3 protein-coding genes are annotated in these 15,116 nt (G+C 60.9%); all 3 read left to right on the top strand.

The annotated features are described in order from the left end of the window. Nucleotides 1–414: 414 nt before the first annotated feature. Nucleotides 415–9,393, top strand: coding sequence for an FG-GAP-like repeat-containing protein (locus IEX74_RS11430; RefSeq protein WP_188814136.1), 8,979 nt, complete (start codon nucleotides 415–417; stop codon nucleotides 9,391–9,393). A gap of 321 nt (nucleotides 9,394–9,714) precedes the next feature. Next, nucleotides 9,715–12,798 carry an FG-GAP-like repeat-containing protein gene (locus IEX74_RS11425; protein WP_188814135.1) on the top strand — a complete coding sequence of 1,028 codons (3,084 nt, stop codon included), beginning with the start codon at nucleotides 9,715–9,717 and terminating at the stop codon, nucleotides 12,796–12,798. A gap of 359 nt (nucleotides 12,799–13,157) precedes the next feature. Continuing rightward, on the top strand, nucleotides 13,158–15,116 hold a 1,959-nt coding region (locus tag IEX74_RS11420), incomplete at its 3' end, for a DUF8696 domain-containing protein (protein WP_188814134.1).

Below are 15,116 nucleotides of genomic sequence, written 5' to 3'. Positions count from 1 at the left end.
ACTTTCTCGGGAAAAGCCGGCTGCTTCAGCCGGCTTTTTTATGGGTTTACCTCGCCGTTCGGCTACCAGGATCTAGGATCAGTAGGTAGTAGTGCGGAAATCCGTTCGGCGACGAGCAACGCGAGTTCTGACGTTCGTTCTCACGCTTGGCTACTTGCCGCGGGTACGTCGCGGAACGGACTTCCACGCTATGAGGCAATCAAGTGGTTCCGAAACTGATCCTTATCATATAAATTGTAATAATGTAAAGTTAATATTGAACTATACCCTAGATTAACTTAGCTTTACAGTGCCTCAAACGGGACGAGGTGTGCAGTTGAAAGAGGTATTATCCGCTTCCTTTCCACCCTAATTCCTGTTTGAGTTATGCTATTTACTTCTACTCTTCTACCGCGCTTAGCGGCTGGAAGGCTTATGTCCCGCGCCTCTGGCTTACGAAGGGGCGCGCTGACGCTGCTGTTGCTGGCACCAGCCGCTATAGCCAACGCACAGGCGCTCACTGTCACCAGTCTTTCGCCGACCCGCAACGCGCCTGCTGCTCCGCGTGTAACCAACGTAGCGGCCACCTTCAGCCAGCCCTTGAGCAACTCGGCCGCTACTCTAGGTTCCGTGAAGGTGTTCAGCCAGCAGGCCGGCGGCCAGAAGGCGGGCACCGCTACCGTCAGCGGCAATACGCTCAGCTTCAACCCTAGCTCCGACTTCAAGGCGGGCGAGACGGTGTTTGCCACCCTCACCGCAGCGGCGCAGAACAGCGGCGGCATTAGCCTGGCCAAGCCCCAGGTCTTTCAGTTTACGGCGGCTACGGCCCCCAGCAGTGGTAGTTTTGGCGCAGGCTCTGAGATAACGGCTACTGCAAACGGTGGCCGGGACATAGGCGATGTGGACGGCGACGGCGACCTAGACCTGCTGGTTGTCGACGGTCCGGGCACCATCTCCGGGACCGGCACAGTCCAAACCCTGGTCAACAATGGCACAGGTGCTTTTACCGCCGGGCCAACCTCCCTCCTGCCTGGCTCCTCGCCTAATAGCGTGGTACTCGGAGATTTAGATGGGGATGGCGACCTGGATTTTGTAACCAGTAACGCATATAGCGCGGGAACTAGTCGCGGCGGCTCCATTAGCATGGGGTTCAACAATGGTCAGGGTACTTTTACGAGCACCGGCGGCGGGGCCGGCGAACGGACCTACCGCAGCGTGGCACTAGGCGACGTAGACGCCGATGGCGACCTGGATATTTTGGCCACCAGCAATCGGGAGCTCGGCGGCGGCTCCTACCTAGGTCCGGGCCTCGTGACGGTACTGCTCAACTCCGGTTCGGGCACCTTCACGGCGGGGCAGCAAGTGGAGATGCCGCAGGGAATCAATCAGGTATCGGTGGGCGACCTGGACAATGATGGTGACCTAGACCTGCTGGCCAGTGACGGTACGACAACGCACCTTCGCCTCAACGATGGCACCGGCACTTTCAGCGGCAGCGCCACCGTTAACGTTAGCGGCGGCCACCTCGCGCTCGGCGACCTCGACAACGATGGCGACCTGGACTTGGTAAGCACGAACGGCAGCTTGCAAGTATCCATTGGCTTGAACAATGGCGGCGCAACCTTCACCATTCGCCAATTCACGTCTGTTCTTTTTAGCTCCAGTTCTATTTCCTTAGGTGACGTCGATGGCGACGGCGACGTAGATTTTACGGCCGGCTCCTCCTCCGGCACCCTCGTGTGGGTAAATGACGGTACTGCGCTCTTCCGGGATTTACGACTAGCGTCCGTTCGAGAGGGCCTCCTAAGCGACATGGACGGTGACAACGACCTAGACCTGATTGGTACCACCAGTGCTGGTACGTTGGGTGTGCGCTTGAATCAGAATACGCCTCCCGACCCGCTCGCCATTACGGCGTTGTCGCCGGGGCGCAATGCACCTGCCGCCCCGCGCACGAGCAACGTGGCGGCCACCTTCAGCCAGCCGCTGAGCACTAATACCAGCGTTCTGGGTGCTTTGAAGGTCTTCAGTCAGCAGGCCGGCGGCAAGAAAGCCGGCACTGCTATGGTGAGCGGCACCATGCTCAGCTTCAACCCTAGCTCCGACTTCAAAGCCGGTGAAACCGTGTTTGCCACTCTCACCAATGCCGTGCAGAGCAGCGGCGGGACTGGCCTGGCAAAGCCCCAGGTCTTTCAGTTTACGGCGGCCGCCACCCCCAGCACAGGCACGTTCGTTAACAGCACCGAGGTACCAATCGGCGCCGCTAACGGGGACTTAGCCGTGGGCGATATTGATGGCGACGGCGACCTAGATCTGCTTAAAATTGGCGGTGGCGACGGCGCTACTACGGTATCCGTGCGCCGGAACAATGGCACGGGCGCCTTCAGCGGCAATCAGGAAATACCTGTAAGTGCCTTTACCAACTCTATCGTGCTCGGCGACCTAGATAGCGACGGCGACCTAGATTTTGTGGCGAGCAGCACTACCTACCTGAACAACGGCCAGGGCACCTTCAGCGCGGGCAGCGACTTTGAAGTGACGGGCTTAACCGGCACCAGCCTCTACGACATGGATGCCGACGGCGACCTGGACCTGCTATTCACCCAGGGCAACGGTATCGTCGTGCGCCTGAACGACGGCACCGGCACCTTCAGCACCAGCACTTCCTTCAACACCACCGTGCGCGGCATCACGGGCTACACGGCCGGCGACATCGACAACGACGGGGATATTGACGTGCTCTTTGGCATCCAGCAAACGGGCGGCGCCACGGGCATCGCCCTCAACAACGGCAACGCCACGTTCAGCCTCGGCGCGACGGGCATCACGAGCCGCTTGCTGGTTCCTTACCGGGCCCGATTGGAAGATGTGGACAACGACGGCGACCTGGATCTGCTCAACCCCGGCTCCGGGGCGGTCGAGGTTTTGCTCAACAACGGAGCAGGCAGCTTCAGCCCTGGCTCCGTCGTCGACGGTGGAGGCGCTAATATCCCGGCGCTGGCCACGGGCGACATCGACGGCGACGGCGACCTAGATTTGCTCATCGAGAGCAGTACCGTTCAGGGCGCTTACATCCGCCTGAATAATGGCGACGGCACTTTCGGGGGTAATACGAGCATTCCGTTCGCGACTACTCAGGCTCCGCTGAAGCTGGCTGATATCGATGGTGACGGCGACCTGGATTTGCTGGGCGGTACGAGTACGGGCGTGGCGGTACACCTGAATCAGAATGCCGCCACCGCGTTGAGTGTCACGGCCCTCTCCCCGACCCGCAACGCTCTCACGGCTCCGCGCAACACCAACGTCGCCGTCACCTTCAACCAAGCCCTGACCAACAGCGCCGGCACCCTAGGTTCGCTCAAAGTATTCAGCCAGCAAGCGGGCGGCTTGAAAGCTAGCTCCGTAACCGTGAGCGGTAATACCCTGACAGCTAACCCGAACGCCGACTTCAAACCCGGTGAAACGGTGTTTGCCACGCTTACTACCGCCGCGCAGAGCAGCAACGGAGCTAGCTTAGCGAAGCCGCAAGTATACCAATTCACAACTGCCACCAGCCCGAGCGCCGGTACGTTTAGCGGGGGCTCTAACCCCACGGTCAGCAATTCTACTCCTTCTCTTCGAGACGTGACCCTGGGCGACGTAGACGGCGACGGCGACTTGGACCTACTCACGGCTAACTTCACCAACTATTTCAACCCAGGTTCAGTGAGCGTGCGTCTGAACGATGGCACCGGCGCCTTTGGCAGTAGCCAAGAGGTACCGGTTGGCTCACGCTCCTTGGCCCTTGCCTTGGGTGACGTGGACGGTGATGGCGACCTGGATTTTGTAACGGCCAACGGCGTCAGCCCTACTGCTAGTGGCGTGGTGAATGTCCGCCTGAACAACAGCAGCGGCAGCTTTAGTGGCACCCAGCAAGTAGCAGTCAGCGGTGAGCCAGTGGACGTTCGACTGGCTGATGTAGACGGGGACGGCGACCTAGACCTGCTCTCCGTTAGCTCCGGCATCAGCACGGCAAGCATACGGTTGAACGACGGACTGGGAAATTTTGGGGGTGGATCGAACGTCGCTGTTGGTCTGAACCCAAATCAAGTTGCCGTGGCCGACGTGGATAATGATGGCGACCTAGACCTGCTCACCATGAACAGCAACGGCAGCAGCGTGAGCGTGCGCCTCAACGACGGCTTAGGCTCATTCAGTGGCAGCCAGGAAGTAGCCGTGGCCAATTACCCCCGCTACTTAGCGACGGGTGATGTGGACGGCGATGGCGACCTCGACTTGCTCGTGGCCCGGTACGGCGATGACCGTAATGGGCAGGTAGACGTGTTTCTGAACAATGGTAGCGGCAGCTTCAACAGTACCCAAAGCGTACCTGTGGGCCCGGGCGCGAGCGTTGTAAAGCTCGGCGACATCGATGGGGATGGCGACCTAGATTTGCTCGTCGGGAACCTCTACGATGAAACAGGTGTGGCGAACAATCAAGTATCTGTGCGTCTGAACAATGGGAGCGGCAGTTTTAGTGGCGATCAGCAGGTGACCGTGACGTATTATCCGGGCAGCCTAGCCTTGGGAGATGTGGATGGTGATGGAGACCTAGACTTGGCCACCGCCAACAACAATGGTCCTGAACTCAGCATTCGCCTTAATCAGAATGCAGGTGGTTTGCTAGCTGTAACGGCTCTGTCGCCCGCTCGAAATAGCGTAGCGGCGCCGCGTACCGCATCTGTTACGGCTACGTTCAACCAAGCACTGACTAACAACGCGGCCACCCTAGGTTCGCTCAAAGTATTCAGCCAGCAAGCGGGCGGCTTGAAAGCTAGCTCCGTAACCGTGAGCGGTAATACCCTGACAGCTAACCCGAACGCCGACTTCAAACCCGGTGAAACGGTGTTTGCCACGCTTACTACCGCCGCGCAGAGCAGCAACGGAACTGGTTTGGCCAAGCCGCAGGTGTTTCAGTTTACGACGGCTACCGCGCCAGCCCCCGGCAGTTTTGCTGGCGGCTCTGATCCGGCTGTGGGTGATAGTCCGCGCAGTGTGGCCGTGGGCGATGTGGATGGCGACGGCGACCTGGACCTGCTCACGGCCAATGATCCGTCTACCTTTCCAGGGACTGCTACGGTGAGTGTGCGCCTCAACAATGGAGCTGGCAGCTACAGCGGTGGCTCCGAAGTGCTGGTGGGCAATGGGCCGGGTGGTATTCCTCCGCTGACTGAGCCAAGAAGCATTGTGCTGGCAGATGTGGATAGTGATGGCGACTTGGATTTTCTCACCGCCAATGATCGAGCCAGCACAGTGAGCATTCGCTTCAATAATGGCAGTGGCGTATTCAGCGGAACCTATGAGCTTCAAACACTCGGCAACGCCTATGCTATAGCCGTGGGCGACGTGGATGGCGACGGCGACTTAGACCTGTTGGTGACCAATACAAGTAGTAGCAGCAATACCATCAGTGTGTTTCTGAATAATGGCAGCGGTGTCTTCGGCACTGGCTCGGAGGTTATTGTCAACGTTCAGCCCATAGATGTAGTGCTGGGCGACGTTGACAACGATGGTGACCTGGACCTGATTGCCGTTTTTAACCTCGGCAATAACGCATCCGTTCGCCTCAACAATGGCGCCGGCATCTTCTCCGGCGGCAGCGAAATAGCTATCGGCAGTAGTCCGTACCGTGTAGCTGCGGGCGACGTAGACGGTGATGGTGACCTGGATTTTGTGACGGCTAACACCAATAATAATACGGTGAGCGTCCGCTTCAACAATGGCAGCGGCACCTTCTCCGGCACGACGAGCATCGCCGTGGGGAATGCCCCAAGCAAGGTCATTCTGAGCGATGTAGATGGTGATGGTGACCTGGACCTGCTCACCGCTAACGCCACTAACAATACGGTGAGCGTACGCCGCAATAATGGCTCAGGCACCTTCAGTAACAGCCAGGAGGTAGCAGTTGGGGCAACTCCATTTGACGTGATTACCGGCGACGTAGATAACGACGGGGATGTGGACCTGCTCACCGCCAATAATACCGACCAAACGGTCAGTATTCGGCTGAATCAAACGTTGGCGGCTCCCACCATCACCAGCATTTCGCCGGCCATCGCTCCGGTGGGCAGCACCGTCGTGATCAATGGTACTAATTTCCTAAACACAACTAGCGTTACCTTCAACGGAGTGGCCGCTACCGGCTTTGTCGTGAACGGCCTAGGTACCCAGATTACGGTAACCGTACCGGCTGGCGCGACTAGCGGGCCAGTGGTAGTGACGACGGCTACGGGCGTCAGCAGTGGCTTCCAGTTTACAGTAGGCCCGCTGCTCACCATTACGAACTTGGCTCCCAGCCGCAATGCGGTGGCCGCGCCGCGGAATACGTCCGTGGCCGTCACGCTCAGCCAGCAGCCGAGCAGCAGCCCCGCTACGCTTAATGGCATAACAGTATTCAGCCAGCAGGCTCAGGGCAAGAAAGCGGGCACGGGCATCGTGAGCGGCAACACGCTCCTCTTCGACCTGACCACGGACTTTAAGGCCGGCGAAACGGTGTTTGCGACCATTACGACGGCCGTGCAGAACAGCGCTGGCACCCAGAATTTGCTGGTGCCGCAGGTGTTCCAATTCACCACGGCCACGGCTCCTAGCCCCGGCACCTTCAGTGGCGGCTCCGACCCCAGCGTGGGCAACGGCCCCGTGAACGTAGCCAGCGGCGACGTGGATGGCGACGGCGACCTAGACCTGATTACCACCAACCTAGGTAACCCCAGCGGCCCGGCTGGCCTCGGCAACGGCACCACCGCCACCGTGCGCCTGAACACGGGCAACGGCACATTCACGAGCGCCCAGCAGCTCACCGTAGGGCGCGGCCCCGCCCAAGCGGTGCTGGCCGACGTGGACAACGACGGCGACCTAGATCTGCTCACGGCTAACAGCAGCACCGCCGACGTGAGCCTGCGCTTCAACAACGGCAGCGGCACCTTCGATAATGGCTACCAGGTGGGTAGTGGCAACATTCACGGCATTGCCGTGGGCGACGTGAATGGCGACGGCTACCAGGATCTGCTGATTGCCGATTACAATGAGCCTAGTACCGTGACAGTGGGCCTGAATAACACCATGGGCACGTTCCCCTTGTTCAACTTCGACTATACGCAGCGCGTCTCCGTTGGCTCGCGGCCTCTGAACATTGCCCTCGGCGACGTAGATAATGACGGCGACCTAGACTTTGTGACGGCTAGCTCCAACGGCGCTACCGCCAGCGTGCGCCTGAACAATGGCCTAGGTTCCTTCAGCGGTACGCAGGAAGTTGCTGTAGGCTTCAACCCGATGAGCGTGGTGCTGGGCGACGTGGACAAGGATGGCGACCTCGACATCGTGACGGCTAATTACTACGACTACACCAACCCCGCCGACAACTTCACTAACAGCACCGCCAGCGTGCGCCTGAACAATGGCAGCGGCACGTTCAGCGGCACCCAAAACGTGGCTATCGGCCGCGGCGCCCGCCAGGCCGTGCTGGGCGACGTAGATGGCGACGGCGACCTGGACTTGGTGGCTACCAACGAACTCACGAATGCGGCCAGCGTGCGTCTGAATAACGGCAGCGGCACGTTCAGCGGCACGCAGCAGGTGGCAGTTGGCAACAGTCCTAATAACCTAGTTTTGACTGACTTAGACGGCGACGGTGACCTAGACCTAGCCACAGCCAACTTCCTCGGTAACACCGTCAGCGTACGCCTGAACCAAGGCGCAGCGGGTCCGCTGGTGGTTACGGCAGTGTCGCCGACCCGCAATACAGTGGCCGCCCCGCGCACCACACCCGTGACCTTCACCTTCAGCCAAAGCCTAGGTTCCGACCCGGAAACCGAGCAGGCCATCCGGGTTTTCGGCACACAGAGCGGCCGTAAGTTTGGCTCGAACATCGTGAGCGGCAACACTCTTCGCTTGGCACCGGCCGTCAGCTTCAAGCCGGGCGAAACCGTGTTTGCCACCGCCACGCAGGCCGTGCGCAGCAACGGCGGCGCCACCCTTGCCTCGCCGCATGTCTTCCAGTTTACGGCGGCGGCTGCCCCCAGCAACGGCGTGTTCGGCGGCGGCTCCGACCCGACAGTCGGCACAAACCCGTACGGCGTTGCCGCCGGCGACATCGACGGCGACGGCGACCAAGACCTGGTTACAGCCAACATCAACAGCAACACGGTGAGCGTGCGCTTCAACAACGGCAGCGGTTCGTTCAGCGGCACCCAGGAAGTGAGCGTCGGGCGCGGCCCATCGCAGGTAGTGCTCGGCGACGTGGATGCCGATGGCGACCTAGACTTAGTGACGGCCAATAGCCGAACCATCTTCCCTGGGACGGTAAGCGTGCGCCTGAACAACGGCGCGGGTATCTTCTCCGGCAGCACCGAAGTAGCCGTGGGCGACACGCCGCACGCGGTAGCCTTCGGCGATGTGGACGGTGACGGCGACCTGGATTTACTCGCCGCTAACTACACGGCTGGCAGCAACACCACCAACAGCACCGTGAGCGTGCGCCTGAACAACGGCCTAGGTTCCTTCACCAGCGGTGCCTCGGAAGTGAGCGTGGGCACGCGCCCCTTGAGCATCGCGGTGGGCGACGTGGATAACGATGGCGACCTGGACTTTGTGACGGCTAATTCCAACACCACCACCGCTAGTGTGCGCCTGAACAATGGCATGGGCAGTTTCTCGGGCAGCACGGAAGTACAAGTGGAGTTCAACCCTGAGTCCATCGTACTCGGCGACGTAGACGGCGACGGCGACCTGGACTTTGCCACCGCCAATCGGGCCTCCAACGTGGCAAGCGTGTGCATCAATAACGGCAGCGGCAGCTTCACTAGCACGCAACTGCTGGCCGTGGGCAATTCGCCGCACGGCGTGGCCCTGAGCGACATCGACGGCGACGGCGACCTGGACCTGGCTACGGCTAACACCGGCAGCAACTCCGTGAGCGTGCGCCGCAACCTAGGTAATGGCAATTTTCAGGGCAATCAGGAAGTCAATGTTGGCGCGGGGCCGTTTAGCTTGGCCTTCGCCGATATGGATAGCAACGGCACTCTGGACCTGCTCACGGCCAACAGCGGCACCAACTCGGCCAGCGTACGCCTGAGCAGCGCCGCCGCAACGGCCACAGCCAAGGTGCTGGCAGCGGCGCCCGCCCGCCTGAGCGAACAGGTCAGCCTCTACCCCAACCCGGCCCGCACCCGCGTACAGGTGCAACTGCCCGCCGAGCTAGCTCGCCAAAGCACCCAGGTGCAGCTACTGAATACCCTGGGCCAGGTGGTGCTGGAGCAGAAGCTAGCCGCCCAGCCCACCGCGGAGCTACTGCTGCCGGCGTTGCCAGCGGGCGTCTATACGCTGCGGTTCGGCACCGGGCAGGGCATTATTTCCAAGCGCCTGATGATTGAATAGAGGCCAACAGCCTGCTGTATTTCGAGAAAAAGAGCCGGCTGCTAGCCGGCTCTTTTTGTTGGTTCTCCTTCCGGATGACAGCTGACCTAGGTTGGCTGCCTTCCAAGCGCGTACCTGCTGCTTGAGAAACCTTTCCCAATCGTTTCTAACACGTAAAGCTCAACTCATCAGTAGATTATCTTCTATCTAATTGCTATAATTTTACTTATAAACGATTGTGTTTAAGCAAACATAGTACTACGTTTACAATGCCTCAGACGGGATGAGGTGTGCAGTTGAGCGAGGCTTCGTTCCTTCCTTTCCACCCTTTTCCTGTTTCGTATGTCCTTCTTTTCTATTCCTTCACCGCACTCAGCGGGCTCCCGGGCCGCTGCCGTGTCCCGTTTTGTCGGTGCCGGCTTGTTGGTTCTGAGTCAGGCGGGGGCGCTTCGGGCCCAGCCGCCGGTTGCGCCTACTGTCGTGGGCTTCATTCCTACGCGCAACGCCTTGGCCGTGCCCCGCAATACCGACGTGACGGCCATCTTTGATCAGGCCCTCAACATTCCCAGCAACGCGCTGCGCGTATTCAGCTACCAGGCGGGCGGCGCGAAAGCCGGGCAGGCGACGGTTGTCGATCGAAACCTCATCTACAACCCTACCACCGACTTTAAGGCGGGTGAAACGGTCTTCAGCACCGTCACTTCGAACGTGCGGGTCGGGCCCAACCAGCCGCTACCCAAGCCGCAGGTTTTCCAGTTTACCACCGCCACCGCGCCCAGCAGCGGCACGTTTGGCGGCGGCTCCAACGTCGGTGGCAATGCTGTAGGCGACGTGGATGGCGATGGCGACCTGGACCTGCTCGCCGTGAACACAGCCACCAACTCGGTGCGGGTGCGCCTGAACAACGGCGCTGGCTCCTTCACCGACGGCCCCGAAGTGCCCGTGGGCATGCGGCCCGTGGATGTGACCCTCGGCGACGTGGACAATGACGGCGACCTAGATTTGCTTACGGCCAACAACAGCTTCAACGGGGCGTTTACCAGCGGCTCCGTCAGCTTGCGCCTGAACAACGGCACGGGCACGTTCAGCGGCACTAAGGAGATAAAAGTCACCGAAAACTTCACCGCCAAGAAGGTCTTGCTGGCCGACCTAGGTGCCGATGCGACCCTCGATATTCTTATTCTCCCGACCAACACCAGCGCCAGCCTAGGTCGGCTTGTCTCACTAAACCTAGCCTCCCAGGGAGCCGGTCAGGCCACGGGCGTGTTTCCCGATCAGGCGGCAGCCCTTCAGAGCACCATCGGCACTTTGCCCAACAGCATTGCCATTGGCGACATGAACAATGACGGCGTTGTGGATATTCTCACGACCGCCGGCGAGCCGAACACAACAGTTTTGGTAGGAAGCCAAAGCGTTCCGGTGGGCCGCTCAGTCGGTAACCTGGCCGTGGGTGACGTGAACGGCGACGGCTTCCTGGACTTTATCGTGGACAACGTAGATGCCGGCAACAACCGTGTGGTGAGCGTGCGCCTGAACACAAGCGGCACCGGCTTCGCGGCGGGCCAGGAGGTGCCAGTAGATGGCGCCGGCGGCCTGGCCCTGGGCGACGTGGATGGCGACGGCGACCTGGACCTGGTAGCCAACGACGCGAACGGTACAACGGCCCGCGTGCAATTAAACAATGGTACCGGCACTTTCTCGGGTAGCCAGCAGGTGAGCGTAATCGGCACGGAGCTGCTGCTCAAGGATGTAGACAACAACGGCACCCTGGATATTGTGACCAGCGGCAGCGTGCGGCTGAATCAGTCGCTTGCCGCTGCCACGCCGGTAGTCACGGCCGTTGTGCCCGCCCGCAATGCGCGCTCGGCCCCGCGCAACACGAATGTTGCCGTGAGCTTCAGTGAAACCCTGAACAACAACGCCGCTACCCTAGGTGCACTGAAGGTCTTCAGCCAACAACACGGCGGGAAGAAAGCAGGCACGGCCACCGTGAGCGGCAACGTATTGGCTTTCAACCCCACAACTGACTTCAAGGCCGGCGAAACGGTATATACAACGGTAACTTCGGCCGCGCAGAGCACGGCCGGTGCGGCGGCCAAGCCCCACGTTTTTCAGTTTACCACCGCTACCAAACCCAGCGCCGCTCAGTTCAGCAGCAACCCGGAGGTGCCGCTGAATAGCCCTTACAGCCTGGCTACCGGCGACGTAGACGGCGACGGCGACCTAGACCTGCTTTCGGCCACCCAAGGCAGTTCGGGCACGAGCAGCACCGTGAGCGTACGCCTGAATACTGGTACCGGCACCTTCACCAACGGCCAGATAGTAACCGTTGCGAGCCTCGGACGAATCCTGCTGGGCGACCTCGACGCTGACGGCGACCTAGACCTGGTGACCAGCAACGGAGTGCACCTGAACAACGGCAGCGGCGTGTTCGGAGCGGCGCAGCAGCCGGGCATCGGGGGCGCAGCCCTGGGCGACGTGGATGCCGACGGCGACCTGGATCTGCTCGCCGACAGCCTGGTTTCCAACCCGAACACCAGCAGCATCGTGCGGGTACGCCTGAACCGGGGAAACGGCACGTTTACCCGAAATCAACAAGTATTCCTCCCGAGCATCGGCACCATCAGCATCGTGCTGGGTGATGTGAACAACGACGGCATCCTCGACCTGCTGGCTACCGGCACCAACAACGGCATCGTGACGGTGCGCCTGGGCTCTGGCGACGGCAGCTTCTCCACCACCCGGCCCGACGTCGTTGTGAGCACGTCGCCGTACGGCCTGAACCTAGGTGACGCGGACGGCGACGGCGACCTGGACCTATTTGCCACTAACACCGGCAGCACCGTGACCGTGCTCCTGAACGATGGGCAAGGCAACTTCAGCAACCCGCGTTTTGTGAACCTAGGTTCTTACTCCGCCTTTGCCGCCGTGGGCGACGTGGACGGCGACGGCGACCTGGACCTGCTCGCCGGGGGCTTCCCCAACTCGGTGAGCCTGCGCCTGAACGACGGCTCGGGCAACTTCACCGACGGCCCCAATCTTGTCGTGGGGGATAGTCCGCGCGCCATTGCCACCGGCGACCTGGACGGCGACGGCACCCTCGACTTTGCCACGGCCAACCTCAGCACGGCCAGCGTGCGCCTGAACAACCAGGTGCTGGCCGCCGCACCCGCGCAGCTGGTCGAGCAAGTGAGTTTGTTTCCGAACCCGGCCCGCAGCAGCGTGCGCGTGCTGCTGCCCAAAGAACTGGCCCACCAGCAGCTGCAACTGCGCCTCTTCAACACCCTGGGCCAGGTGGTGCTCACGCAAAACCTAGGTCCTCAGGCCGCCGCGGAAGTGCGGCTGCCCCGCTTGCCGGCCGGCGTCTACACTGTGCGCCTGACCACTACCCAAGGACTGATTAACAAGCGTTTAGTCATTCAGTAGAGGTCTTCCCCAGACTTACTCGTACAAAGCCGGCCCTTAGTAGGCCGGCTTTGTTGTTTTAAGGGTGAATCTTGCCCAGGCAGCGTTAGGATTGCACGCGCTAGTTCTCCCGCTGGACGCAATAGCATGCTGGCTCCTAACCTAGGTGGATTGACTCGAAACAGACGGCAGCAAGCAGCCCTCGGCACTATTCAGATATTTTCTTGCATAAACCTAGCGGGCAGTGCGTAGCTTAGTGAAACTGTCTGATAACCCTTCTTCGCAATAACCGGCCATTAGGCGCCTTTTCTTAAAGGCAGCGGGTAGTACTTTTCTCTCGGAGTATTCGTTTACCTATCTGCCTACTTACCCGTTCCACTATGCATGCAGAGCTACCCCATCCTGTATATACTACCCGTACTTCCACTCAGCTTATCGCCAAGCCTGGTCAGCCGGCCGGGGCTGGCCGCTGGCGCCTACCTAGGTTGACGCTGGCGGCTGGCCGGCTGCTCACCCTGCTGCTCCTGCTGCTGAGTGGCGCGGCCACCACAACGGCCCTGGCGCAAGGAACGCCTCCCCCGGAGTGCAGCCAGGATGAGAGATTCATCAACACCTGGTATTTCGGCTACAAGGCAGGCCTAAATTTCAGCGCCGCCACCGATTCCATTCTGCCCGCGGTAGTAAATGACAGCCAGATAGATGCCCCGGCCGGCTCCGGAATAATGGCGGACGCCACTGGCAACCTGCTTTTCTACAGCAACGGCGCAACCGTCTGGAACCGCAACCACACCATTATGGCCGGTGGCACGGGCCTGTTCGGTAATCCGCTCGCCACCGACGGACCGCTGGCCATTAAGATGCCCGGCAGCCCAGACCCGACCACCCCCGGCGCCCCGACCCGCTACCTGCTGTTTACGCAGGGTGCGCAGGGCGGGCCGGGCCTGAGCTACTCAGAAATCGTGATTCCCACCGGCGGAGGAGACGGTACGGTCGTTACCAAGAACACGCCCCTGGCCCGCGGCACCGCCGAAAAGATGACGGGCGTGTTTCACAAAAACGGCTGCGACATCTGGATCATCGTGCACGGCTGGGGCAATGCTACTTCCGGCAACGATAACCGCGGCGACGCATTTCTGGCCTACCGTGTGACGCCAACCGGCGTGCAGCCGCCCGTGATTTCGCCTGTTGGCTCCTTGCACGCACCGAACATTGCGGCTCAGGGCTACCGCGGCCAGATGAAAGTATCGCCCAATGGCGAGCAGCTGGCCGTGGCCCGCTTCAGCGAAACTGCAGGCGGCACTGCTAGTAGCGTTGAGCTGTTCGCCTTCGATGCTGAAACTGGCTTTGTCAGCAGTCCTCAGATTCTCGATAGCGGAGCCGGCGGCTACTACGGCGTCGAGTTTTCGCCCGGCCGTAGCCGGCTTTTCGCCACCGTGCTGAGCCCGCCCCAGCTGCTGCAGTTCGACTTGACGGCCGCCAACGTGCCGGCCAGCAAGCAGTCGATTCCACTCAACCAAGACCCTCCTGCCAACCTAGGTTCCATGCAGGCCGGCCCCGACGGCAAGATCTACGTGGCCCGCGAAAACCAGCCCGCCCTGGGCTTCATCTCCTACCCCGATTCGCTGGGCGCCAGCGTAGGCTACGCCGATGACAGCCTACAACTGAGCGGGCGCAGCGGCCTAGGTCTGCCTAACTTCAACCAAAGCTCCTTGTTGCGGGCAAGCCTCGATGCGCGGTCGACGGCTTGCCTGGAACAAACCTTTCAGGCCTTTTCACCTACTGACAACCCGTTGCAGTCCTATTTCTGGATATTCGGCGACGGCAGCACTTCGACAGAGGAAAACCCGAAGCACACCTACCCCGCACCCGGCGACTACGTCGTGACGCTGCGCATCACCACTAACTGCTTCTGCCGCGAGGTTCGTCGCCTGATTCGGGTGCCGGGCGCGCCCACCCCAGGCAGCATCGGGTCCGACCAGGCCCTGTGTGCCGGCACCACACCTGCGCCGCTCACCAGCACCGCCCTGGCCGGGGACGGTACCGGCGACTATAGCTACCAGTGGCAAACCTCGTCGAACAACACCAACTGGTCCGACATCGGAGGTGCCACCGGGCCTAGCTATGCGCCAGGCCCACTGACTGCTCCGGTCACTTACTTCCGGCGGTTAGTGACATCGGGCTTCTGCGCCCCTAACACCCCAACGTCTTCTGTCGCCATCACTGTAACTCCCGCTTTGACGGCGGGCAGCATTGGGGCTACCCAGGACGTGTGCGTGGGGGCTACTCCTACCCCGCTCACCAGCACGGCTGCGGCCACAGGCGGCACCGGCACCTTCGCC

Origin of the sequence: Hymenobacter cavernae (genome assembly GCF_014641455.1) — a bacterium.
Classification (GTDB): domain Bacteria; phylum Bacteroidota; class Bacteroidia; order Cytophagales; family Hymenobacteraceae; genus Hymenobacter; species Hymenobacter cavernae.
The sequence above is the reverse complement of the archived record's forward strand: the minus strand, read 5'-3'. Positions and strand labels throughout refer to the sequence as shown.

Excerpts from the sequence above, each read along its gene's own strand:
- IEX74_RS11425 (WP_188814135.1), top strand. The coding sequence starts at position 9,715 with ATGTCCTTCTTTTCTATTCCTTCACCGCACTCAGCGGGCTCCCGGGCC.
- IEX74_RS11430 (WP_188814136.1), top strand. The coding sequence starts at position 415 with ATGTCCCGCGCCTCTGGCTTACGAAGGGGCGCGCTGACGCTGCTGTTG.